This window comes from Candidatus Nanopelagicales bacterium (genome assembly GCA_041393815.1).
In the GTDB taxonomy this organism is placed as follows: domain Bacteria; phylum Actinomycetota; class Actinomycetes; order S36-B12; family JAWKJK01; genus JAWKJK01.
Genome location: JAWKJK010000001.1, coordinates 316,809 through 340,648, shown reverse-complemented (window position 1 = coordinate 340,648; position 23,840 = coordinate 316,809). Strand labels below are relative to the sequence as shown.

Annotated in this window: 23 protein-coding genes; 19 read left to right on the top strand and 4 right to left on the bottom strand. The window is 73.8% G+C overall.

The genetic code is table 11. The features are described 5' to 3' along the window. The first annotated feature begins 164 nt into the window (after window positions 1-164). The 6 genes from R2737_01525 to R2737_01500 are packed head-to-tail and all read left to right on the top strand — an operon-like array spanning window position 165 to window position 5,251. Entirely contained in the window at window positions 165-1,325 is a 1,161-nt protein-coding gene (locus R2737_01525) for a 4Fe-4S dicluster domain-containing protein (protein MEZ5114921.1), read from the top strand. Beyond that, window positions 1,322-1,831 (top strand): cyclic nucleotide-binding domain-containing protein, encoded by a 510-nt coding sequence (locus R2737_01520; protein ID MEZ5114920.1) that lies wholly within the window; start codon window positions 1,322-1,324, stop codon window positions 1,829-1,831. Before R2737_01525 ends, R2737_01520 begins: the two co-directional genes overlap by 4 nt. Then, on the top strand, window positions 1,815-2,687 hold the full coding sequence (locus R2737_01515; GenBank protein MEZ5114919.1) for an FAD/NAD(P)-binding protein: 873 nt from the start codon (window positions 1,815-1,817) through the stop codon (window positions 2,685-2,687). Before R2737_01520 ends, R2737_01515 begins: the two co-directional genes overlap by 17 nt. A gap of 1 nt (window position 2,688) precedes the next feature. Further along, window positions 2,689-3,480, top strand: a complete 792-nt coding sequence (locus tag R2737_01510) for a hypothetical protein (protein MEZ5114918.1) — start codon at window positions 2,689-2,691, stop codon at window positions 3,478-3,480. Continuing rightward, window positions 3,477-4,790, top strand: coding sequence for a Ni/Fe hydrogenase subunit alpha (locus R2737_01505; GenBank protein ID MEZ5114917.1), 1,314 nt, complete (start codon window positions 3,477-3,479; stop codon window positions 4,788-4,790). The genes R2737_01510 and R2737_01505 overlap by 4 nt, the downstream gene beginning before the upstream one ends. Before the next feature lie 20 nt (window positions 4,791-4,810). Next, window positions 4,811-5,251, top strand: coding sequence for a hydrogenase maturation protease (locus R2737_01500; GenBank protein MEZ5114916.1), 441 nt, complete (start codon window positions 4,811-4,813; stop codon window positions 5,249-5,251). A gap of 214 nt (window positions 5,252-5,465) precedes the next feature. Here the strand turns inward: R2737_01500 and R2737_01495 are convergent, their stop codons facing one another. Together R2737_01495 and R2737_01490 are read right to left on the bottom strand one after the other, a co-directional pair. Continuing rightward, window positions 5,466-6,017 carry a nucleotidyltransferase family protein gene (locus R2737_01495; protein MEZ5114915.1) on the bottom strand — a complete coding sequence of 184 codons (552 nt, stop codon included), beginning with the start codon at window positions 6,015-6,017 and terminating at the stop codon, window positions 5,466-5,468. Window positions 6,018-6,024: 7 nt separating this feature from the next. After that, a complete protein-coding gene (locus tag R2737_01490; GenBank protein ID MEZ5114914.1) occupies window positions 6,025-7,131 on the bottom strand; it encodes an XdhC/CoxI family protein in 1,107 nt (368 codons plus the stop codon). Window positions 7,132-7,304: 173 nt separating this feature from the next. Here R2737_01490 and R2737_01485 point away from each other — a divergent pair, with 173 nt between their 5' ends. Together R2737_01485 and moaA are read left to right on the top strand one after the other, a co-directional pair. Then, entirely contained in the window at window positions 7,305-7,727 is a 423-nt protein-coding gene (locus R2737_01485; protein MEZ5114913.1) for a molybdenum cofactor biosynthesis protein MoaE, read from the top strand. After that, window positions 7,724-8,722, top strand: coding sequence for a GTP 3',8-cyclase MoaA (gene moaA / locus R2737_01480; GenBank protein ID MEZ5114912.1), 999 nt, complete (start codon window positions 7,724-7,726; stop codon window positions 8,720-8,722). The genes R2737_01485 and moaA overlap by 4 nt, the downstream gene beginning before the upstream one ends. 47 nt (window positions 8,723-8,769) lie before the next feature. On the opposite strand, the gene R2737_01475 is transcribed toward moaA, so the two are convergent. Next, window positions 8,770-9,060: a MoaD/ThiS family protein gene (locus tag R2737_01475; protein MEZ5114911.1), complete on the bottom strand. Its 291-nt coding sequence runs from the start codon at window positions 9,058-9,060 to the stop codon at window positions 8,770-8,772. Window positions 9,061-9,225: 165 nt separating this feature from the next. On the opposite strand from R2737_01475, the gene R2737_01470 reads away from it, so the two are divergent. The 11 genes from R2737_01470 to R2737_01420 all read left to right on the top strand — a co-directional run bounded on the left by R2737_01470 (window position 9,226) and on the right by R2737_01420 (window position 22,171). Further along, entirely contained in the window at window positions 9,226-9,915 is a 690-nt protein-coding gene (locus tag R2737_01470; protein MEZ5114910.1) for an SRPBCC family protein, read from the top strand. 92 nt (window positions 9,916-10,007) lie between these two features. Next, the gene (locus tag R2737_01465; protein ID MEZ5114909.1) at window positions 10,008-10,889 is read left to right on the top strand and encodes a xanthine dehydrogenase family protein subunit M; all 882 of its coding nucleotides are present in this window, start codon (window positions 10,008-10,010) and stop codon (window positions 10,887-10,889) included. Further along, window positions 10,886-11,365: a (2Fe-2S)-binding protein gene (locus R2737_01460; protein ID MEZ5114908.1), complete on the top strand. Its 480-nt coding sequence runs from the start codon at window positions 10,886-10,888 to the stop codon at window positions 11,363-11,365. Before R2737_01465 ends, R2737_01460 begins: the two co-directional genes overlap by 4 nt. Continuing rightward, on the top strand, window positions 11,362-13,761 hold the full coding sequence (locus R2737_01455; protein MEZ5114907.1) for an aerobic carbon-monoxide dehydrogenase large subunit: 2,400 nt from the start codon (window positions 11,362-11,364) through the stop codon (window positions 13,759-13,761). The genes R2737_01460 and R2737_01455 overlap by 4 nt, the downstream gene beginning before the upstream one ends. 53 nt (window positions 13,762-13,814) lie before the next feature. Continuing rightward, a complete protein-coding gene (locus R2737_01450; protein MEZ5114906.1) occupies window positions 13,815-14,819 on the top strand; it encodes an XdhC family protein in 1,005 nt (334 codons plus the stop codon). Then, window positions 14,816-15,700 (top strand): MoxR family ATPase, encoded by an 885-nt coding sequence (locus R2737_01445; protein ID MEZ5114905.1) that lies wholly within the window; start codon window positions 14,816-14,818, stop codon window positions 15,698-15,700. Before R2737_01450 ends, R2737_01445 begins: the two co-directional genes overlap by 4 nt. A 7-nt stretch (window positions 15,701-15,707) precedes the next feature. After that, a complete protein-coding gene (locus R2737_01440; GenBank protein ID MEZ5114904.1) occupies window positions 15,708-16,916 on the top strand; it encodes a VWA domain-containing protein in 1,209 nt (402 codons plus the stop codon). A 120-nt stretch (window positions 16,917-17,036) separates the two neighbouring features. After that, window positions 17,037-17,510, top strand: a complete 474-nt coding sequence (locus R2737_01435; protein ID MEZ5114903.1) for a (2Fe-2S)-binding protein — start codon at window positions 17,037-17,039, stop codon at window positions 17,508-17,510. After that, window positions 17,507-19,885 (top strand): xanthine dehydrogenase family protein molybdopterin-binding subunit, encoded by a 2,379-nt coding sequence (locus R2737_01430; protein ID MEZ5114902.1) that lies wholly within the window; start codon window positions 17,507-17,509, stop codon window positions 19,883-19,885. The genes R2737_01435 and R2737_01430 overlap by 4 nt, the downstream gene beginning before the upstream one ends. Continuing rightward, the gene (locus R2737_01425) at window positions 19,882-20,742 is read left to right on the top strand and encodes a xanthine dehydrogenase family protein subunit M (protein MEZ5114901.1); all 861 of its coding nucleotides are present in this window, start codon (window positions 19,882-19,884) and stop codon (window positions 20,740-20,742) included. Before R2737_01430 ends, R2737_01425 begins: the two co-directional genes overlap by 4 nt. A gap of 136 nt (window positions 20,743-20,878) precedes the next feature. Continuing rightward, a complete protein-coding gene (locus R2737_01420) occupies window positions 20,879-22,171 on the top strand; it encodes a DUF445 domain-containing protein (protein ID MEZ5114900.1) in 1,293 nt (430 codons plus the stop codon). A gap of 185 nt (window positions 22,172-22,356) precedes the next feature. On the opposite strand, the gene R2737_01415 is transcribed toward R2737_01420, so the two are convergent. Further along, window positions 22,357-23,616 (bottom strand): GNAT family N-acetyltransferase, encoded by a 1,260-nt coding sequence (locus R2737_01415; protein ID MEZ5114899.1) that lies wholly within the window; start codon window positions 23,614-23,616, stop codon window positions 22,357-22,359. Between the last annotated feature and the right edge of the window lie 224 nt (window positions 23,617-23,840).

Sequence of the window (23,840 nt, the reverse complement as noted above, 5' to 3'; positions counted from 1 at the left end):
GGTGGGGGTGCGGAGCGGGGGTGGGGCGCAGGGGCGGGGGCCGGGTGGTCGGTGCTGCTGGGCCGTACGGCCCTGGCCCGCGGGCGGCCGCGGGCGCGAGGCTCGCAGCAGGCGGGTGCCCGCGGCGGCACCCGCAGCGCGGACCCGGGAACGGCGATGAGGCGATGAGCGCGGTCGACACGCGGGTACTGGACCTCGACGGGCTGCCGGCCCTGCTGGCGGCACTGGCCCACGGCGGGCGCACCGTCCTCGGACCGGTGGTGAGTGACGGGGTGCTCCGGCACCGGCCGCTGGCCGGCGCCGACGACCTGCCGGCTGCCGTGGGCGACGAGCAGGCGCCGGGGACCTACCGGCTGACGACCCGCGACGACCAGCGGGTGTTCGGGTTCGCCGCACCCGTGGACTCCTGGAAGCCGACCTTCCTGCCGGCCCGCGAGCCGGTCGGCGCCGGTGGGGTCGAGGATGTCGACGGCTGGTCGGACCTGCCCGCGCCGGCGCCGGTCGCGCTCGTGGGCGTACGGTCCTGCGACCTGGCGGCGATCGCGGTGCAGGACGCGGTGCTGCGCGACCGGCAGCCGCAGGACGTCCGCTACGCCACCCGCCGCGCTGACGTGCTGGTCGTGGCCGTGACCTGCTCGGACCCGGCCGGCACCTGCTTCTGCGCCTCGATGGGGACCGGACCGCGCGCCGACGCCGGCTTCGACCTGCGCCTGACGGAGGTGCTCGAGCCGGAGCACGCGTTCCTGGTCGCAGTGGGCAGTGCGGCGGGCGAGGAGGTCCTGGCCAGGGTGCCGACGAGGGAGGCGACCGACGAGGACCGGTCCGCCGCGGACCGGGTGACCGCCGGCGCGGCAGCACGGATGGGCCGGTCGATGGACACCGCCGACCTGCGCGACCTGCTGTACGACGCGGCCGAGAGCCGGCGGTGGGACGACATCGCGCAACGCTGCCTGGCGTGCGGCAACTGCACCATGGCCTGCCCCACGTGCTTCTGCACCACGGTCGAGGACGTGCAGGACCTGGCCGGGGACCCGGTGCGGCGCTGGCGGCTGTGGGACTCCTGCTTCACCTCGCAGCTGTCGTACCTGCACGGCGGCAGCGTGCGGTCGTCGGTCCCCGCGCGGTACCGCCAGTGGCTGACGCACAAGCTCGCCGCGTGGCAGGACCAGTTCGGGACCAGCGGCTGCGTGGGCTGCGGCCGCTGCATCACCTGGTGCCCCGTGGGCATCGACCTGACAGAGGAGGTCGCCACGCTGCGCGCGCTGGCGGCCCACCAGGCGTCGGCAGCGGGCGCCGGCGCCGGAGCCGGAGGAGGGACCCCGTGAGGACCATCCAGCAGTACCTGCCCGAGCACCCGTTCTTCGCCGGGCTGGACGACGACGCCATCGCCCTGATGGTCGGCTGCGCGCGCAACGAGCACGCTCGACCCGGGCAGTTCCTCTTCCGCGAGGGGGCCGACGCCGACCGCTTCTACGTGGTCCGCCACGGGCTGGTCGCGCTGGAGGTGAACCGGCCCGCCGGTGGTTCCGTGGTCGTCGACACCGTCGGCGACGGCGAGGTGCTGGGCTGGTCCTGGCTGGTCCCGCCGCACCGTTGGATGTTCGACGCCCGGGCGATCGGCGAGACCAGCCTGGTGTCCCTGGACGGGCTCTGCCTGCGGGGCAAGTGCGAGGGCGACCCGCGACTGGGATACGCACTGCTGCAACGGGTGTGCGGCGTCATGTTCGACCGGCTGATGGCGGCCCGGGTGCGGATGCTGGACCTCTACGGCAAGGAGACCCCGGTGCGCGCCGAGGTGCCGGAGGACGAACCCGATGTCGTCGACTTCTGAGCTGACCGCCCGCCGCCCGGGTCCGGGCGCGGGCCCGGCGGACCCGATGCGCCCGCGGCCGTTCCGGCTGATGGGCCGGCGGCGCGACACCGCGGACACGGTGACCCTGCTGCTGCAGCCGGAGGACGGCCGGGCGCTGGAGTTCGCCGCCGGCCAGTTCACGATGATCGGCCTGACCGGCATCGGCGAGGTCCCCATCAGCGTGAGCGGCGACCCGGGGTCCCCCGACGTGCTGGAGCACACGATCCGCGACGTCGGCGGCGTCACGCATGCGCTGGCGCGCGTTCCGGTCGGCACCGTGGTCGGTGTTCGCGGCCCGTACGGAACGGGCTGGGGCGTCGCCGACGGCAGGGGGGGCGACGTCGTGTTCGTCGCCGGCGGCATCGGGCTGGCCCCGCTGCGGCCGGCCATCCTCGAGGTGATCGACCGCCGCGACGACTACGGCCGCGTCGTCGTGCTCGCCGGCGCCCGCAGCCCGGACGAGCTGCTGTTCCTGGCCGAGCAGGACGTCTGGCGGTCCCAGGGCGTGGACGTGCAGGTGATCGTCGACTACGGGCCCGGCACCTGGCTGGGCCGGGTGGGCCTGGTCACCGCCCTGATACCCCGGGCCGGGTTCGACCCGCAGCACGCGCTAGCGATGGTGTGCGGTCCCGAGGTCATGATGCGGTACGCCGCCGTCGCACTGACCGACCGCGGCGTCGCACCGCAGCGCGTCCGGGTGTCGTTGGAACGCAACATGAAGTGCGGGATCGGGCTGTGCGGCCACTGCCAGCTGCGGGAGCACTTCGTGTGCGTGGACGGACCGGTGTTCGACTACGCCGACGTCGCCGCCCTGATGACCGTGCGGGAGATGTGACATGGCCGCCCCCAACGCCCGACCCACGCTGGCGGTGTGGAAGTTCGCGTCCTGTGACGGCTGCCAGCTGACGATCCTCAACTGCGAGGAGGAGCTGCTCGCCCTCGCGTCCGCCGTGGACATCGCGTACTTCCCGGAGGCCACCAGCGTCGAGCTGCCGGGTCCGTACGACATCTCCCTGGTGGAGGGGTCGATCACGACCGCCGCGGACGCCGAGCGCATCCAGCACGTCCGCGCGGTGTCGGGGACGGTGGTGACCATCGGCGCGTGCGCCAACGCCGGCGGCATCCAGGCGCTGCGCAACGTCGCCGACGTCGCCGAGTTCACCTCCGTCGTGTACGCCAACCCGGACTACATCACCACCCTCGAGCGGTCCACGCCGATCGCGGCGCACGTGACGGTGGACCTCGAGCTGTACGGCTGCCCGATCGACAAGGGCCAGCTGATCGAGGTTCTGCTCGCCCTGGTGCAGGGCCGTCGCCCACGGCTGGCGACGGGATCGGTGTGCGTGGAGTGCAAGCGCCGCGGGACCGCGTGCGTGCTGGTGGCCGACGGGACACCGTGCCTGGGGCCGGTCACCCGTGCCGGCTGCGGCGCGCTGTGCCCGTCGTACCGCCGCGGCTGCTACGGCTGCTTCGGACCGCAGGACACCGCGAACCCGACGCCACTCGCGGCCCGGATGGCCGACCTGGGCATGTCGCGGCGTGACCTGGTGCGCTCGTTCCGCACGTTCAACGCCGGCGCGGAGGCGTTCCGGCGCGAGAGCCAGCGCCTGGAGGAGGCGACCCCGTGAGCGAGCAGGTACGCGTCATCGAGGTCGACCCGATGGCCCGGGTCGAGGGCGAGGGTTCGCTGCACGTCCGGGTGTCCGACGGCGAGGTCCGCGACGTCGAGCTGCGCATCTTCGAGCCGCCCCGCTTCTTCGAGGCGTTCCTGCGCGGGCGCGCCTACACCGAGCCGCCGGACATCACCGCGCGCATCTGCGGGATCTGCCCGGTGGCGTACCAGATGAGCTCCTGCTGGGCGATCGAGGACGCCTGCGGGGTGGCGGTTCCCGGGCACGTCCGGGAGTTCCGGCGACTGCTGTACTGCGGCGAGTGGATCGAGAGCCACGCGCTGCACATCTACCTGCTGCACGCGCCGGACTTCCTCGGCTACCCCAGCGCGATCGCGCTCGCGGCCGACCACCCGGAGCTGGTCGAGCGCGGGCTGCGGCTGAAGGCCGCGGGCAACGCGCTGATGTCGCTCGTGGGCGGCAGGGCGGTGCACCCGGTCAACGTCCGGGTCGGGGGCTTCTACCGGCTGCCCACGGCGGACGAGGTGGCGGCCATCCGGCCGGCCCTGGAGCAGGCGCTCGAGGACGCGCTGGAGACGCTGCGGACGGTGGCCGGGCTGCCGTTCCCGGACCTCGAGCAGCCGTACCCGTACCTCGCGCTGGTCACCGACGACGGGTACCCGTTGGAAGCGGGGACCCTGGCCACCAGCACCGGGCAGCGCTGGCCGGTGGCGGAGTTCCTCGACCACGTCCGCGAGGAGCACGTGGCCCGCTCCAACGCGCTGCACGCCACGCTCGACGGCGAGGCGTACGTCGTCGGCCCGCTGGCGCGCTTCAGCATCAACCGGGACCGGCTCTCGCCGCTGGCCGCGGAGGCCGCATCGTCGGCCGGGCTGGGCGACACCTGCCGCAACCCGTTCCGGTCCATCGTGGTGCGCGCGGTGGAGCTGGTGTATGCCGTCGAGGAGGCGCTGCGGCTGCTGGACGCGTGGGCCCCCGGCCTGCCGGCGTCCGTGCCCGTGGCCCCGCGCGCCGGTGTCGGGCACGGGGCCAGCGAGGCGCCGCGCGGGCTGCTTTACCACCGCTACCGCCTGGACGACGACGGCACGATCGAGGACGCGGTCATCGTCCCGCCGACCAGCCAGAACCTGGCGGGGATGGAGGCCGACCTCACCCGGTTCCTGCAGCGGCACCTGGACCTGCCGTACGACGAGATGCAGCTGCGCTGCGAGCAGGCGGTGCGCAACTACGACCCGTGCATCTCGTGCGCGACCCACGCGCTGCGGCTCACCGTGGAGGATGTCTCGCCCGGGTCGGCCCGTTCGTGACGGTCCCGACGGGGGGCACGGTGCTTGTCGGCATCGGGAACCCCGACCGCGGGGACGACGGCGCCGGTCCGATGGTCGTGCGCGAGGTCGCGCGTCGGCTCGGACCGGCCGCAGCGGTGCGCGTCGTCGAGCGTGCGCGGCCGGTGGACCTGCCGGACCTGTGGCGCGGGGTCGCGTGCGCGGTTGTCGTCGACGCCGTCGTCGGCAGCGCGGTCGTGGCGGTGCGCGAGGTGGCGGCGGACGACGCGGACCTGCTGCTGGGTGCCGGGACGGGAAGCCACGGGCTGGGCGTCGCGGACGTCGTGGCGCTGGAGCGCGCCCTGGGCCGGCTCCCCGGGCGGGTGGTCGTCGTCGGCGTCCCCGCCGCGGCGTTCGGCCACGGGGCGGCACCGGGCCCGGTGCCGACGGCCGCTCTGGCGGACGCCGTCGCCGCCGTGCTGGCCGCCCTCGCCACCGACTGAGCCACCCGCGCCGGGGCGCTGCGGCCACGCCGTCACCCCCGTCCGGCCCCCTCGCCCCTCCCCCCGGCAGCCCCACCCACCCCGTTCGGCACCCCCGTCCCCGCTGGTGGAACCCCGGGCCAGGCCCGCGCGGCTCCTGCGCGGTCGAAGGTTCCACCGGTGGGGGGTGCTGGGCGTGGGGGGTGCTGGGCGAAGGAGGGGTCCGGGGGAGGGGTCAGGTGGGGTGGTCGAGGTCGGTGCCGTCGGCGAGGTGCCCGAGCTCGACGAGCACCAGGTCGTCCGCGATCGAGTCGAGGTACGCCCGCGCGCCGCGGTCGCCGGCCGCCGAGGCGGCGACCCCGGCCCAGTGCCCCCGGCCGAGCAGGACCGGGTGGCCGCGGGCCCCGTCGAACGTCGCCGCCGCCAGCGCCTCGGGTCCGCCGCCGCCCGTGAGTACCAGTCGGCGCACCGCGTCGGCGGTCAGCCCGGGCAGGTCGACGAGCGACACCACCACGCCGTCGACGCCCGGTACGTCCGCCAGCGCGGCCAGCCCGGCCCGCAGGGAGGACCCCATACCGGTCTCCCAGTCCGGGTTGTCGACCACGCGGGCGCCGGGCACGTCCCCCGTCCAGGCCCCCAGGACCACGACCACCGGTGCGCAGCCGGCTTCGGACAGGACGCGTACGGCGCGGTCCACCAGTCGCTCCCCGTCGACGACCACCGGCGCCTTCGGGCGCCCGTACCGCCGGCCCCCGCCGGCCGCCAGCACCAGCCCGGCGACGGTCACGGCCCGCTCAGCGCGGGGCGCCGGGATGGATGGGTCCCTCGGTCGTACCCAGCCGCACCCCGCTGCCGCCCCACCGGTCCAGCACGATCTCGGCCGCGATGGACACGGCCGTCTCCTCGGGGGTGCGCGCGCCGAGGTCCAGGCCGATCGGGGACCGCAGCCTCGACAGCTCCGCCTCGGTGAGCCCGGCATCGCGCAGCCGCTCCAGCCGGTCCTCGTGCGTGCGTCGCGAGCCCATGGCACCGACGTACGCCGCGCGCGTCCGCAGCGCTACCTTCAGCGCCGGCACGTCGAACTTCGGGTCGTGCGTGAGCACGCAGATCACGGTGCGCGGGTCGACGTCCTGCTGCTCCAGCCACCGGTGCGGCCAGTCGACGACGACCTCGTCGGCGTCCGGGAACCGCCGCCTGGTCGCGAACACCGGACGGGCGTCGCACACGGTCACGTGGAAGCCCAGCAGCTTGCCGACCCGGCACAGCGCCGCCGCGAAGTCGATGGCGCCGAACACGACCATCCGCGGCGGCGGGGCGAAGCTGGCGACGAAGACCTCGAGCTCGTCGGCCAGCCGACGGCCGTCGGCGCCCACGTGGATGACCGCGGTCGTCCCCGACTCGAGCAGTCCGCGCGCCTCCTCCGCCACGACCCGGTCCAGGTAGTCGTCGCCGAGGGAGCCCTCGACCCGGTCCGCCCGGACCACGAGGTGCCGTCCGACCGGACCGTCGCCGCGGACGACGGTGGCCACCGCCACCGGCTCGTGCTCCTCGACGCTGCGGGCCAGCCCGCGCAGCTCCGGCCAGGACTCCTCGTCCACCCGCTCGACGAACACCTCGATGATGCCGCCGCAGGTCAGGCCGACCGCGAACGCGTCGTCGTCGCTGACGCCGTACGTCTCGTAGCGGGGCGCCGCGTCGCCGAGGACCTCGGTGCCGACGTCGTACAGCGCGCCCTCGACGCAGCCGCCGCTGACCGACCCGACGGCTTCGCCGCCGGCGGTGACGAGCAGGGAGGCACCGGCCGGGCGCGGGGCCGACCGCCAGGTCTTGACCACCGTGGCCATCGCGGCCGGCTCGCCGCGGTCGAGCGCCTGGACCAGGTCGCCGATCACCTCCCGCATGCGGCGAGCGTATGCGCGCCGGTGGGAGCCCGCACCACTGTTCGCCACCTCGCACCCCGTGGCCGGCTGAGCGCGTGTGGTGCCGGTTGCGCGCGCTCCAGCGCGCGCAACCGGCACCACAAAGGGATGCGACTCGACGCGCCGGTCGGCAGCGGGGGGCGCATAATGCCGCGATGGACCGGGTGCGGCTGGCCGCGATGTCGACCACGACGCTGACCGTCGAGGAGATGGAACGCGTCGTCGCCGACCCGTCCGCCGGCGCCCTGGTGTCCTTCGGGGGCGTCGTCCGCGACCACGACCACGGACGTGAGGTCGAGTCGCTCGACTACGAGGCGCACCCGACCGCCGAGCGGGTGCTGCAGGAGATCGCCGCAGAGGTGGCGGCCCGGCACGACCTGGTGGCGCTGGCGGTCGGTCACCGGTCCGGCCCGCTCAAGGTCGGCGACGCCGCGCTGGTGGCCGCCGTCAGCAGCCACCACCGCCGGGAGGCGTTCGCCGCCTGCGCCGACCTCGTCGACACGGTCAAGGAGCGGCTCCCGGTGTGGAAGCACCAACGGTTCGCCGACGGCACCGAGGAGTGGGTGAACTGCGCATGAGCGAGCTCGTCGACGGCTTCGGCCGCGCCCACCGCGACCTGCGGGTGTCGCTGACCGACCGATGCAACCTGCGCTGCACCTACTGCATGCCCCCGGACTTCGCCGACTGGATCCCCGGCCCGCAGCTGCTCACCACCGAGGAGCTGCTGCTGGTCCTCGACGTCGCGATCGGCCTCGGAGTCGACGAGGTACGGCTGACCGGGGGAGAGCCGCTGCTGCGGCCCGACATCGTCACCGTGGTCCGCCACATCACCTCGCTGCCCACGCCGCCGCGGGTGTCGCTGACCACGAACGGCCTGCGGCTGGACCGGCTGGCCCGCCCGCTGGCCGAGGCGGGGCTGGAGCGGGTGAACGTCAGCCTGGACACCCTGGACCGCGAGCGCTTCCTGCGCCTGACGCACCGGGACCGGCTCGACGACGTCCTGCTCGGCCTGTCCGCCGCGCGAGCCGCCGGGCTGCACCCGGTCAAGGTCAACACCGTGCTGATGCGCGGCGTCAACGACGACGAGGCGCTCCCGCTGCTGCGCTGGGCGATCGACGAGGGACTGCACCTGCGCTTCATCGAGCAGATGCCGCTGGACGCCGGGGGCACCTGGGACCGCGGCGAGATGATCACCGCCGAGGAGATCCTGCAGCGGCTGTCCGAGCACGTGTCGCTGACCCCGCTCCCGCGCGGCAACGCCCCCGCCGAGGAGTTCCTGGTCGACGGCGGCCCGGCCACCGTCGGGATCATCGCCAGCGTCACGAAGCCCTTCTGCTCCGCGTGCGACCGGCTGCGGCTCACCGCGGACGGCCAGCTGCGCTCCTGCCTGTTCGCCCGGTCCGAGCTGGACCTGCGGGCGGCGCTGCGCGACCCCGACCTGACCCCCGAGCAGGCCCGGGCCGAGGTCGAGGCCCGGTTCCGCTCCTGCGTGGCGAGCAAGGCGCGCGGGCACGGCATCAACGACCCGCTGTTCGTCCAGCCGTCCCGGCCGATGTCGGCCATCGGCGGCTGACCTCCCCGGAGCGTCCCCTCGGGTCGGTCCGTACCCCGGACCGGCCGCTACCCGCCCGCGAACGGCGGCAGCACGTCCACCCGGGCCCCCGGGGCGACGGCCACCGCGGCGTGGTCGCCGTGCACCGTTGCCTCGTCCACCAGGTAGCTGCAGCGCGGCAGGACCTCGCCGAGCGCCGGCGGGCAGGCCGCCTGCACCGCCGCCAGGACGTCGGCCAACGACCCCGCCGGAACGTCCAGCGCGGCGGTGCCGCCGGCCGCCCGGGCCGCCGCCCACAGGTACACCCGGACGCTGCCGCCGGACGGGGAGGCGAGGGAGTCGGCGGGGGTGTCGGTCACGGGCACAGCGTACGGAGCGACCGTCCCGTCGCGGTCGCCGCCGATTCGGGCGAAGCCGCTCACGGTCGCCCGGTTCGGGACTAACGTCGACCGAGTTGCAGGACCTTGGTCCTGGTAGTTGAGTGGTCAACATCACACCACCGACGACGTCTCGGGAGCCCCGGCATGGAGCTGCAGAACTCGTTCACGGTCCCGGCCGGTATCGACCAGGCCTGGGCCACCCTGCTCGACGTGGAGCGGATCGCCCCGTGCATGCCGGGCGCGACCCTCGACGGCGTCGACGGGGACAACATCGACGGCAAGGTCAAGGTCAAGCTCGGCCCGGTCACGATGACGTACGGCGGCAAGGCGACCTTCGTGGAGAAGGACGCCGACGCCCACCGCGCCGTCATCGAGGGGATGGGCAAGGAGACCCGCGGCAGCGGCACCGCCAAGGCGCTGGTGCACACCCAGCTGACCGCGGAAGGTCCGGACGTGACCCGCGTCGACGTCACCACCGACCTCACCATCACCGGCAAGGCCGCCCAGTTCGGCCGGGGCGTGATGCAGGACGTGGCCGGGCGGCTCGTCGGACAGTTCGCGGACAACCTGGCCGCGCTCATGGCGGCCGACGCCGGCGGCGCCCCGGCCGAGGAGGAGCACCCGGCACCGACCGGTCCGGCCGAGGAGGGCGTGGCCGCCCCGCCCCCGCCGCCGCGTCCCGCGCCGGCCCCGCTGCCGCACCAGGGCGAGGCCATCGACCTGATGGCGACCGCCGGAGCCCCGGTCGCCAAGCGCGCCGTCCCGGCGATCCTGCTCGTGCTCGTGGTCGGCGCGCTGATCTGGTGGCTGATGCGCCGCCGCAGCCGCGACTAGGCAGGCCGGGCCGCGACCGGCCCAGCCGCACCTCCCGCATCCGACAACCGACCCCCGACCCCCGACCCGGCACCGCGTCACCCGAGGGAGTGATGACCTTGCAGACACCTGCACCCGTCGACTACGCGAGGGCGACGAGCGTGGACCATGCGCTCGAGCTGCTCGCCTCGCTCGGACCCGAGTCCCGCCTGGTGGCCGGCGGGCACAGCCTCATCCCGATGATGCGGCTGCGGCTGTCCCGGCCCGAGGCCGTCATCGACATCAACGGGCTGGACGAGCTCAAGGGCATCCGGGTCGAGGGTGACGAGATCGTCATCGGGGCGATGACCCGGCACGCCGAGGTGCTGGACTCCGCGCTGCTCGCCGAGCACTACGCGATCCTGCGCGAGGCGGAGAAGGTCATCGCCGACCCGCTGGTCCGCAACCGCGGGACCGTGGGCGGCTCGATGTGCCAGGCCGACCCGTCCGAGGACCTGTCCGCGGTGTTCTCGGCCCTCAAGGGGTCGGTGGTCATCCGCTCGCGCAGCGGCTCCCGCACGGTGCCGGTGCGCGAGTTCCACGTCGGCCCGTACGAGACCGTCGTCGGCGAGGACGAGATCCTCACCGAGGTCCGGGTGCCCATCCGACCGGGGGCCGGCAGCGCCTACGAGAAGGTCGAGCGCCGGGTCGGCGACTGGCCGATCGCGTCGGTGGGCGCGTACGTCGTGCTCTCCGGCGGCACGGTCGCCGACGTCGGGCTCGGCCTGACCGCGGTCGGTGCGGAGCACTTCACGTCCACCGCGGCCGAGGAGTTCCTGCTCGGCAAGGAGCCCACCCCCGACAACCTCGCCGAGGCGGCCCGGATCGCGGCCGAGTCGTGCGAGCCGGCCGCCGACCAGCGCGGCCCGGCCGACTACAAGCGTCACCTGGCCCAGGAGCTCACCCTGCGCGCCCTCACCCGTTCCGTCGCCGCCGCCCAGGGGGTCGCATCGTGAAGGTCACCATCAACGTCAACGGCGAGGACGTGACCGCGGACATCGAGCCGCGGCTGCTCCTGGTCCACTTCGTCCGCGACGTCTGCGGACTCACCGGGACGCACTGGGGGTGCGACACCTCCAACTGCGGCACCTGCACGCTGTGGCTGGACGACGAGCCGGTCAAGAGCTGCACGGTGCTGGCGGCCATGGCCGACGGGCACCGCGTACGCACGGTCGAGGACCTCGACAGCGGCGGCAGCCTGGACCCGGTGCAGACCGGCTTCATCGAGAAGCACGGCCTGCAGTGCGGCTTCTGCACCCCGGGGATGCTGATGACGTCGCGGTGGCTCCTGGACCACAACGCCGACCCGAGCGAGGACGAGATCCGAGAGGCCATCTCCGGCCAGATCTGCCGGTGCACCGGCTACGAGAACATCGTGCGCGCCGTCCGCTGGGCCGCCGAGAACCCCGCCACCGAGGAGGTGTCGTCGTGACCGCCGTCGAGGAGACCCAGGTGCCGGTGAGCGAGGCCGGCAACCCGATCGGCTTCGGGAAGATGCTGCGCAAGGAGGACCAGCGCTTCGTCCGCGGCCACGGCAACTACGTCGACGACGTCCAGCTGCCCGGCATGCTGTACGGCGCGATCCTGCGCAGCCCGTTCGCGCACGCGAAGATCCTGTCGATCGACACCTCCGCCGCCGAGGCCCTGCCCGGCGTGAAGGCCGTCATCACCGGCGCGGTGCTCGAGACGCTCAAGCTGGCCTGGATGCCGACGCTGTCGATGGACGTCCAGGCGGTCCTCGCGACCGACAAGGTCCGGTTCCAGGGCCAGGAGGTCGCGTTCGTGGTGGCGGAGAACCGCTACATCGCGCGCGACGCGCTGGAGCTCATCGACGTCGACTACGAGCCCCTCACCCCGGTGATGGACGCGAAGAAGGCGATGGACGCCGACGCCCCGGTCATCCGTGACGACATCGAGGGCAAGACCGACAACCACATCTTCGACTGGGAGGCCGGCGACGCGGACAAGACCGCGGAGTCGTTCGCCAAGGCCGAGGTGGTCGTCGAGCAGGACATGCTCTACCCGCGCGTGCACCCGTCCCCGATGGAGACCTGCGGCACCGTCGCGCACTTCGACAAGATCACCGGCAAGCTCACCGTCTGGTCGACCAACCAGGCGCCGCACGCCCACCGCACGCTGTACGCGATCGTCGCCGGGATCCCGGAGCAGAAGATCCAGATCATCTCCCCTGACATCGGCGGCGGGTTCGGCGGCAAGGTCGGCATCTACCCCGGCTACGTGCTGGCCGTCGTGGGCAGCATCGTCACCGGGAAGCCGGTGAAGTGGATGGAGGACCGCTCGGAGAACCTGATGTCCACCGCGTTCGCCCGCGACTACCACATGCGCGGCAAGATCGCGGCGACCCGCGACGGCAAGATCCTGTCGGTCGCGGTGGACGTGCTCGCCGACCACGGCGCCTTCAACGGCACCGCGCAGCCGACCAAGTTCCCGGCCGGCTTCTTCCACATCTTCACCGGGTCCTACGACCTGGAGTCCGCGCACTGCAAGGTCACCGGCGTCTACACCAACAAGGCGCCCGGCGGCGTGGCCTACGCCTGCTCGTTCCGGGTCACCGAGGCCGTCTACGTGGTCGAGCGGATGGTCGACCTGCTCGCGGCCGAGCTCGGGATGGACCCCGCCGAGCTGCGGATGAAGAACCTGCTGCAGCCCGAGCAGTTCCCCTACACCACGCCCACCGGCTGGGAGTACGACTCCGGGGACTACCCCCGCGCCCTCGAGCTGGCGATGCAGATCGCCGGCTACGACGAGCTGCGCCGCGAGCAGGCGGAGAAGCGCGATCGTGGCGAGCTCATGGGCATCGGCATCTCGTTCTTCACCGAGGGTGTCGGCGCCGGGCCGCGCAAGCACATGGACATCCTCGGCCTGGGCATGGCCGACGGCTGCGAGCTGCGCGTGCACCCCACCGGCAAGGCCCAGCTGCGGCTGTCCGTGCAGACCCAGGGCCAGGGCCACGAGACCACGTTCGCGCAGATCGTCGCGCACGAGATCGGCATCCCGCCCGAGGACGTCGAGGTCATCCACGGCGACACCGACAACACCCCGTTCGGGCTGGGCACGTACGGCTCTCGCTCGACCCCGGTGTCCGGTGCCGCGGCCGCGGTCGTCTCACGGCGCATCAAGGACAAGTCGCGCATCGTCGCGGCCGCCGCGCTGGAGTGCTCCCCGGACGACCTGGAGTGGGAGCTCGGCCGCTGGTACGTCAAGGGCGACAAGGAGAAGGGCAAGACGATCCAGGAGATCGCCATGCTCAGCCACGGCAACCTCGAGCTGCCCGAGGGCGTCGAGGGCCACCTCGACGCGTCCGTGGTCTACAACCCGCCGAACCTGACGTACCCGTTCGGCGCGTACATCTGCGTCGTCGACGTCGACCCGGGCACGGGCGCGGTCAAGGTGCGCCGCTTCATCGCCGTCGACGACTGCGGGCCGCGCATCAACCCGATGATCGTCGAGGGGCAGGTCCACGGCGGCCTCACCGACGGCATCGGGATGGCGCTGATGCAGCTGATCGCGTTCGACGAGGACGGCAACTGCCTCGGCGGCTCGTTCATGGACTACCTGCTGCCCACCGCCATCGAGACCCCCAGCTTCGAGACGGGTGAGACGGTGACGCCGTCGCCGCACCACCCGCTGGGGGCGAAGGGCGTGGGCGAGTCCGCGACGGTCGGTTCCCCGCCGGCCGTGGTCAACGCGGTGATGGACGCGATCGCGCCGTACGGGATCCGGCACGCCGACATGCCGCTGACCCCGGCGAACGTGTGGCGGGCCATGCAGGGCCGTCCGGTCCGTACCGACCTCGCGGTCGAGTAGCGGCGGACACCCGGGCAACGGGAGCGGGACGAGCGAAGGTCGAGGTGGGGCGGATGGCCGGCACGACGATCGTGGACCGGGCGGAGGCGCTGCGGTCCCAGCGGGTGCCGTTCGTGCACGCGCGGGTCGTGCTGGCCGAGCGCCCCACCTCGGCCAAGCCCGGCGACGAGGCGCTGGTCCTGGCCGACGGCAGCATCGAGGGCTTCGTCGGCGGGTCCTGCGCGGAGTCGACGGTACGGCTGCACGGGCTGGCGCTGCTGGAGCGCGGTGAGAGCGAGCTGCTGCGCATCGCTCCGGTGGCCGAGCCGGACCAGCCCGGGAAGACGGTGGTGCACAACCCCTGCCTGTCCGGCGGGACGCTGGAGATCTTCCTCGAGCCGGTGCTGCCCGTGCCCCTGGTGCGGGTGCACGGACGCAGCCCCATCGTCGCTGCCCTGGAGCGCGTGGGGCGGGCGATGGGCTACGACGTCGCGGCGGAGACCGGGGCGGCCGGGACGGGTGCGGCCGGGACCGACGGCGCAGCGCCTGCGGACTCCGCCCTGGCGGATGCGGTGGTCGTCGCCGCGCACGGCCTGATCGACGAGGAGGCGGTGCTGCGGGCGGCGCTCGACGCCGGCGTCCCGTACATCGCGCTGGTCGCCAGTCCCCGCCGCGGCAACGCCGTGCTCGACGCCATGGGTCTCGCCCCGGAGGACCGGGCGCGGGTCAAGACCCCTGCCGGGCTGGACATTGGCGCGCGCACCTCCGGCGAGATCGCGGTGTCGATCCTGGCCGAGCTGGTCGCCCGGCGAGCGCCACAGCTCGCGCAGGCGGAGCCGCCGACGATGCACGCGCCGGCGGGGGCGCGCACGCTGCCGCTGCTCACCGAGGAGGTAGCTGTCCCTGTGGCGGCCGTTGCTGACGGCGCCGCGGCCACGATCGACCCGGTGTGCGGCATGACGGTCGTCCCGACCGACTCCACCCCGCACAGCGAGGTCGACGGGGTGAGCGTGTGGTTCTGCTGCCCGGGCTGCAAGCGGGCCTTCGACCGCGAGCCCGGGAAGTACCCGCTGCGGTGAGCCTCGCCGAGATCGCCCCGGATCCCGACACCCTGGTCGACCGCCTGCGCGACGTGGGCTACCTGGCCGACCCAGGCCTGGCCACGGCGCTGTTCTGCGCCATGCGGCTGCCGCAGCCCCTGCTGCTCGAGGGGGAGGCCGGCGTCGGCAAGACCCAGGCCGCGGCGTCGCTCGCGCAGCTGCTGGACACCCCGCTGATCCGGCTGCAGTGCTACGAGGGCATCGACGCCTCCGAGGCACTGTACGAGTGGAACTACCCCCGGCAGCTGCTGGGCATCCGACTGGCCGAGGCGCAGGGCGGCGACCTGGTCGAGGACTCCCTGTTCGGGCCGCAGTACCTCGTCGGGCGGCCGCTGCTGCGGGCGATCGAGCACCCCGGACCGCGCCCGGCGGTGCTGCTGATCGACGAGGTGGACCGCGCGGACGAGGAGTTCGAGGCGTTCCTGCTGGAGATGCTGGCCGAGTCCGCGGTGACGATCCCCGAGATCGGGACGGTGCGGGCCGCGTACCCGCCCGTCGTGGTGCTGACCTCGAACCGGACCCGCGACCTGCACGACGCGCTGAAGCGGCGCTGCCTCTACCACTGGATCGACTACCCGGACCTGGCGCACGCGACCGACATCGTCCGGCTGCGGGTGCCCGACGCTCCGCCCGCCCTGGCGGCGCAGATCGCCGGCGCGGTGCAGCGGCTGCGCAGCCTGGACGTGCAGAAGCCGCCCGGGGTCGCGGAGGCCATCGACTGGCTCAACGCCGTGTCCCTGCTGGGCCTGGACCGGCTCGACGGCGCCGCGGTGGAGCGGACCCTGGGGTCGGTGCTGAAGTACCGGGAGGACCACGACCTGGCCCGCGAGGAGGGCCTGGCCTGGGTCTCGGACGGCTGACCTGGCGATGACCGACCTCGCCGCGGTGGCGGCCGCGTTCGGGCAGCTGCTGCACGCCGCCGGCGTCCCGGTGACCCCGGAGCGGTCGGCCCGCTTCGCGGAGGCGGTCGCGCTGGTCGAGCCGACCCGGGTCGACCAGCTCTACTGGGCGGGCCGCGTCACGCTGCTCAGCGCGCACGGGCAGGTGGAGACCTACGACCGAGTCTTCCAGCAGGTGTTCCAGGGCTTCGCCGACGTCGCCGACTTCCGCGGCGACTCGGCTGCACCACCGCCCCCGTCGAGCCGGCCGAAGGGTCCGCGCGAGCCGGGGGACCCGCGTCGCGGCGGGGAGTCGCCGACCGGGCCGCGCGGCACCAGCGCCACCCCCGGGGAGGGGGTGGACGGAGATCCGGCGGACGAGGACTCGTCCGTGCTCGCGGCCATGAGCACCGAGGAACGCCTGTCCCAGCAGGACTTCGCCACCTGCACGCCGGAGGAGCTCGCGCTCATCACGGCGCTGGTGGAGCAGCTGCCGCTGGTGCCCCCGCGCCGGGCCGCGCGACGCACCCGTCGGCATCCGGCGGGCCGGCGGCTGGACGTGCGAGCGACGCTGCGCAGGTCTCACCGCACCGGAGGGGACCCGGTCGCGCAGATCCGTCGCCGCCGCCGCGACCGGCCGCGGCGCGTCGTCCTCATCGCCGACGTCTCCGGGTCGATGGAGCCCTACGCCCGGGTCTACCTGCACCTGATGCGCGGGGCGGTGCGGGCCCTGCACGCCGAGGCGTTCGTGTTCGCCACCCGGCTGACCCGGCTCACCCGGCTGCTGGCGCACGGCGCGCCGGACGTGGCCTACCGCGCCGTCGCCCGGGCCGCACCGGACTGGGCCGGCGGCACCCGGATCGGCCGGGCGCTGACCTCGTTCCTGGACGAGCACGGCCGGCGGGGAGTGGCCCGCGGCGCCGTCGTCGTGATCGTGTCCGACGGCTGGGAGACCGACGACCCCGCGCTGCTCGGCGAGGCCATGCGCAGGCTGGCCCGGCTCGCCCACCACATCGTGTGGGTCAACCCGCGCCGCGCATCGGCGTCGTACCAGCCGCTCGTCGGGGGGATGGCCACCGCGCTGCCGTACGTCGACACGTTCGTCAGCGGGCACTCCGTCCGCGCGATCGACGAGGTGCTCGAGGCGATCCGCAACGCCACGGTGCGTCCCGAGGTGCACGGGCCCGCGCGGGTCTGACCGAATCGCCTGCGGGCGCGGGCCCGGCGTCGTACGGTCGCCGGACCGGGTGACCCCTCCGTGCGCGGGCGAGGGGGAGGGGCGCCGGAGGAGGCACACACCATCCCCTGGGAGCGGCACATGGCACGGATCACCGTCACCGTCGACGGCATCCAGCACGAGGCGGAGGTCGAACCCCGCAGACTGCTGGTCCACTGGCTGCGCGAGGACCTCGGCCTCGTCGGCACGCCGGTCGGTTGCGACACCTCGAACTGCGGATCGTGCACCGTCCTCATCGACGGGCAGAGCGCCAAGTCCTGCAGCGTCCTGGCCGTCCAGGCCGACGGCTGCGAGGTCACGACCATCCAGGGCCTCGCCAACGGCGAGTGGCACCCGGTCCAGCAGGCCTTCAAGGAGTGCCACGGGCTGCAGTGCGGCTACTGCACCCCGGGCATGGTGATGGCCGCGGTCGACCTGCTGTCCCACAATCCGGAACCCACCGAGGCCGAGATCCGCGAAGGCCTCGAGGGCAACCTGTGCCGCTGCACGGGCTACCACAACATCGTGAAGTCCGTCGCGTACGCCGCCGAGACGATGAAGGGCGGTGCCCGGTGACCGAGACCGTCGCCCCCGCCACCGAGGCCGCGATCGGCCGTCCGCTGCGCCGCAAGGAGGACGCGCGGCTGCTGACCGGCAAGACCCAGTGGACCGACAACATCCAGCTCCCCGGCGCCCTGCACCTCGCGTTCGTGCGCAGCCCGATGGCGCACGCGCGCATCGCCGGCATCGACACCTCCGCGGCGCTCGCCCGCCCCGAGGTCCGGCACGTCTTCACCGCCGCGGACCTCGGCGAGTCCAACGCCAAGATCCCCTGCGTCTGGCCGGTGACCGAGGACATCGTGATGCCGGACTTCCCGGCGCTCGCCGTCGACAAGGTGCGCCACGTCGGCGACGTCGTGGCCGTGATCCTGGCCGACGACGCGTACTCCGCCGCCGACGCGGTCGCTGACGTGCACGTCGACTACGAGCCGCTGCCCGCGGTCGTCGACATGGAGGCCGCGCTGGCCGACGGGTCCGGCTTCGTCCACGACTCGGCCGGCACCAACAAGTGCTACACGGCGAAGCTGCCCTGCGGAGACTACGAGGCGGCGAAGGCCGCGGCCGACGTCGTCGTCACCCGGCGCTTCATCAACCAGCGCCTCATCCCGTCGCCGATGGAGCCGCGCGCGATCGTGGTCGCGCCGATGGGCACCAGCGGCGAGATCACCATGTGGACCGCGACCCAGATCCCGCACGTGCTGCGCTTGTTGCTGGCGCTGTCGACCGGCATCCCGGAGAACATGATTCGCGTCGTCGCGCCCGACGTCGGCGGCGGCTTCGGCGCCAAGCTGCAGATCTACCGCGAGGAGGTCCTCGCGCTGGTCATCGCCAACAAGATCGGCCGCCCGCTGAAGTGGAACGAGACCCGCGGCGAGGACATGGTCGCCACGCACCACGGTCGCGACCAGATCCAGGACATCGAGATCGCGGCCACCAAGGACGGAAAGATCCTGGGTCTCAAGGTCGACCTGCTCGCGGACATGGGTGCGTACCTGCAGATCATCACGCCGGGCACGCCGCTGCTCGGGATGTTCATGTTCCCCGGCATCTACAAGATGGACGCCTACGACTTCACCTGCACCGGCGTCTTCACCAACAAGACCCCGACCGACGCCTACCGCGGCGCGGGGCGGCCGGAGGCGACCTACGCCATCGAGCGGATCGTCGACGAGCTGGCCGCGGAGCTCGGCATGGAGCCGTTGGAGCTGCGCAAGCGCAACTGGATCCAACACGAGGAGTTCCCCTACGCGACCATCGCCGGGCTCACGTACGACACCGGCAACTACGAAGCGGCGACGGCCCGGGCGTTGGAGCTGTTCGGGTACGACGAGCTGCGCGCCGAGCAGCAGGCCCGGCGCGAGTCGGGTGACCCGGTGCAGCTCGGCATCGGCATCTCGACGTTCACCGAGATGTGCGGCCTGGCGCCGTCGCGGACTCTGGGCGCGCTGAAGTACGCCGCCGGCGGCTGGGAGCACTGCACCATCAGGATCCTGCCCACCGGGAAGGTCGAGCTCATCACCGGCACAAGCCCGCACGGGCAGGGCCACGAGACGGCGTGGAGCCAGATCGCCAGCGACGTCATCGGCATCCCGGTCGAGGACATCGAGGTCATCCACGGCGACACCGGTCGCGCTCCGTACGGCATGGACACCTACGGCTCGCGGTCCCTCGCGGTCGGCGGTCAGGCGATCCTGCGCGCCGGCGAGAAGGTGGTGGAGAAGGCCCGCCAGCTGGCGGCCCACCAGATGGAGTGCAGCCCGGACGACCTGGAGTTCGTCGGCGGCCAGTTCCGGGTCAAGGGCGACCCGGAGAAGGCCAAGGCGATCCAGGAGGTGGCGTGGGCCGCGTTCACCTCCCACGACGCCCCCGAGGGCTTCGAGCCCACGCTGTCCGGCGAGTCCACCGTCGACCCGGAGGACTTCTCCTACCCGCACGGCACGCACCTCGCCGCGATGGAGGTCGACACCGAGACCGGCAAGGTGACGATCCGGAAGTACGTCTGCGTCGACGACGTGGGCGTGCAGATCAACCCGATGATCGTCGAGGGCCAGGTGCACGGCGGCGTCGCGCAGGGCATCGGCCAGGCGCTGTACGAGGGCGCGGTCTACGACAAGGACGGCAACCTGCTGACCGCGTCGCTGGCGGACTACCTGCTGCCCAGCGCGGCGGACCTGCCCTCGTTCATCACCGACCGCACGGTCACCCCGTCGACCACGCACCCGCTGGGCACCAAGGGGGTCGGCGAGGCGGGCGCGATCGCGTCCACCCCCGCCATCATCAACGGCATCGTCGACGCGCTGCGCCACCTCGGCGTCAACGACGTCCCGATGCCGGCGTCGCCGGAGAACGTCTGGAGAACCATCCAGGCGGCCCAGGGAGGTGCGGCATGATCCCCGCCGAGTTCGACTACATCCGGCCGACGTCGGTCGAGGAGGCCGTGGCCAACCTGATCGCGGGCGGCGAGGACGCGAAGGTCCTCACCGGCGGGCAGTCGCTGATGCCGCTGCTGCGGACGCGACTGTCGGCGCCCACCGTGCTGGTCGACTGCGGCCGCATCGACGAGATGCGCGGGGTCCGGGACGACGGCGACGCGATCGTCATCGGGGCGGCCACGACGCACTTCGACGTGCTGCACGACCCGCTGGTCGCCGAGCACGCGCCGCTGGTGGCGCAGGCGACGGCCACCGTCGCGGACCCCGCGATCCGGCACCGCGGCACGTTTGGCGGCTCGCTGGCGCACGCCGACCCGGCTGGCGACCTGCCGACGGTGGCGCTGGCGCTGGGTGCGCAGATGGTGGTCGCGGGGCCCGACGGACGGCGTACGGTCCCGGCGTCGGAGTTCTTCGTCGACTACTTCACCAGCGCCCTGGAGCACAACGAGGTGCTGGTCGAGGTACGGGTGCCGAAGCTGGGCGACGGCTGGGGGTTCGACTACCAGAAGTTCCACCGCACCGCGCAGGCCTGGGCGATCGTCGGTGTCGCGGCGGCCGTCCGCCGGGAGAACGGCTCGATCGCCGAGGCCCGGGTGGCGCTGACCAACATGGGCCCGACGCCGGTGCGGGCCACCGCCGCCGAGGCGGCACTGGCGGGGGCGCCGGCGTCGGCCGACGCGGTCGCGGCCGCCGCCGAGCGGGCCGCGGACGGCACCAGCCCGACCAGCGACATCCACGCGCAGGCGGACTTCCGCCAGCACCTGGCCCGGGTCCTCACCAAGCGGGCGGTCGCCAACGCCGCGGGCGTCGGCTAGCCCGCGGGACCCGCCGCTCCAGTCCGTTGTGGTGGCGGGTCCGGGGGCGGGAGCGCCCGGAACCGGCACCACAACGACGGGTGGGACCGGGCGGCGGGGTGAGCGCGCGGCGGGGGGACGGGGCAGGATCGGCGGCGTGAGCGTCACCCTGGCCCCCGGCGACGTCCCGGGCACCCTGTCCCTCTCCGACGACGACCGCCGGAGCCGGCTGCGCCGGATGCGGATGGTCGCCGGCGGCTTCCTGCTCGGGGCCGCCGCCGTCTTCCTGGTCTGCCTGCGGCTGCAGGCGTCCGGCGTGGACGACCCCTGGGTCGGGTACGTGCTGGCCGCCTCGGAGGCGGCGATGGTGGGCGGGCTGGCGGACTGGTTCGCGGTCACCGCGCTGTTCCGGCATCCGCTGGGGATCCCGATCCCCCATACCGCGATCATCCCGCGGCGCAAGGAGGAGCTGGGCAAGGGGCTGGCGTCGTTCGTGTCGGTCAACTTCCTCGGCGAGGACGTGGTCCGCTCGAAGCTGTCCTCGACCGACGCCGCCCGGCGGGCCGGGGAGTGGCTGGCCGAGCCGGAGCACGCGGACCGGGTCGCCGCCGAGGTGGCGTCGGTGGCCCGCGGCGCGCTGTCCGTGGTGGGTGACGAGCACGTGCACGACCTGGTCCAGACCGCCCTGCTCCCGCGGCTGGCGCAGGTGGAGGTCGCCCCGCACCTCGGCCGGCTGATCGAGCGGGTGGTGAACGAGCAGGGCCACCGCGAGCTGGTCGACATCCTCGCCGGGCACGCGGTCACCTGGGTGGCGGACAACCGCGAGCGGGTGGTCTCGATCATCCTGCGGCAGGCCCCGTCCTGGTCGCCGCGCTTCGTCGACGACGCGGTCGGCAGCCGGATCCACGCCGAGCTGCTGCGCTTCGTGGTGTCGGTCCGTGACAACCCCGAGCACCCGGTACGGCAGGCCATCGACCGGTCGCTGCTCGGGCTGGCGGACGGGCTGCAGCACGACGAGCGGCTGCAGGCGCGGGTCCAGGGGGCCTGGGTGGACTGGGTCACCGGGGACGGCGGTCGCGAGGCGGCGGCGCGGCTGTGGACCCCGCTGCGCCGGTCGCTGGACGAGATGGTCGCGGAGGACCACGGCCCGCTGCGGCGCCGAGTCGCCGAGGGCGTCGAGACCTTCGGGCGTCGGCTGCAGCACGACCCGGTGCTGCGGGAGCGCATCGACGGCTGGGTCGCCGACGCCGCGGTGCACGTGGTCTCGCGGTACCGCGACGAGATCGTGTCCACCATCAGCGACACCGTGGACCGCTGGGACGGCGAGGAGACCGCGCGCCGGATCGAGCTGTACGCCGGCCGGGACCTGCAGTTCATCCGTATCAACGGGACCGTGGTGGGTGCGCTGGTCGGCGTCCTCATCCACGCCGTGGCGGTGCTGGCCGGGTAGCCCCCCGAACCTCACATGCCTCACGCATACCCACGAAGGTGACGTCGTGCCGAGACACGCCGGCGTGTCTCGGCACAACGTCTCACTGGTGGAACGTCTGGCCCGCGACACGCGGAGCGTGCGCGGGCCAGACGTTCCACCAGCGGTCCCGGGCCACCAGCGGTCCCGGGGCACCAGCGGCCGGGTCAGAACACGTGGGGGCACCAGGCGGCGGGCTCGTGCCGCAGCGCCGCCGACAACGCGCGGACCTGCCCCGGGTCATGGGCCTGCGCCACCCCCGCGAGCGCCAGCGACCACAGCGAGCGGGCGCCGAGGTAGACCCCGCCGAGGTCGCGCACGTCGAGCGACACGTCCGGGTCGTCCGCGGTCCGCACGCAGGCGGCCCGCCCGTCCGGGCCCACCGTCAGCCGCCAGCGCCCCGCGCAGGTGTCCACCATCCCGTCGCGCACCTCGAGCACCGCGTCGACCGGCGATGCGTACGCCCGTCCCGTCAGCGCGGCGGCGATGTCGAGGACGCGCACGTACAGCTGGTCGCCCGGCCCGTGCAGGCCGCGCCGGATCGGGGCCCACTCCAGCAGCGGCTCGTCGCTGGGGGCGGACCGCCAGGTGGTGCGCGTCATCAGGTCGTGGCCCAGCAGCACCCGCCACAGCGCCGCGCGCGCGGCCGGGTCGACCGACAGCAGCTCGCGCACGTTCAGCGTCCCGTCCGGGCTGCCGGTGTCGTCGAAGGAGAAGCGGGTGGCGTACAAGGCGTAGCCGCGAACCGACGTTGCGTCCTCGACCAGCAGGCAGCGCCGCTCGCTGGCCCCGTCCCGCCGCGACACCGGGTCCACCAGGACCCGGTCCCACCACGCGTCGTCGCGGGCCGGGGCGCCCGGGCGCTGCGCCGCCTGGGCCCGGTAGACGGCGGCCATCGCCGCTCGCGCGTCCTCGGGCGCCACGATCCGGGCGCGCAGGGACGGGTCGTACGGCGCGCCCGGCAGGGCGGGGTCCACGTCCGTCGCGGACAGCGCCAGCGCCAGGTCGCGCGACCCGACCCCGAAGCCGAAGCGGCCGTAGATCGACGGCTCGCTGGCCCACAGCACCGCCACCGCGTCGCCGCGCTCGCGGGAGTCGACCAGGTGCCGCGTCATCATCGCCCGCAGCACCCCGCGCCGGCGATGGGTGGGCAGCACCCCCACCCAGGTGGTCCCCGCGGCCGGGACGCTGCCGCCGCCGGGGACGGACAGGGGGAACGGGTACGCCGACGCCAGGCCGGCCGGCTCGGCGTCGACCTCCGCGATCAGCGAGCGGCCGTGGTCCATGACCGGCGAGTCCACGTCGACGAGCTCGGCCTCGGCGGTGTAGCCGAACGCCAGCTCGTCCAATCGACGGAACAGCGGCCAGTCCCCGTCGGCGAACGCCCGGACCCGTACGCCGCCGGTCGCGGCCGTGTCGTCACCCACGCGGTCATCCCAGCAGCCGCCGGCGCCGGGAGCCAGCGCCTTTCGCGGGGGCGACCCGCGCGCGGCCTGGCCGCGCCGGCTCGACGCGGCCGCGACCCGTCCTCGGTGGGCGTCCCCGTGTGCGGAGAGTGACGATCCCCTAACGGACGGCTAAGCCCAGACCAAGGTTCGGCAGCGGCCCTCCAGACCGGGCGCTCCGCCCGCCGATGAGAGCACCCACGTCC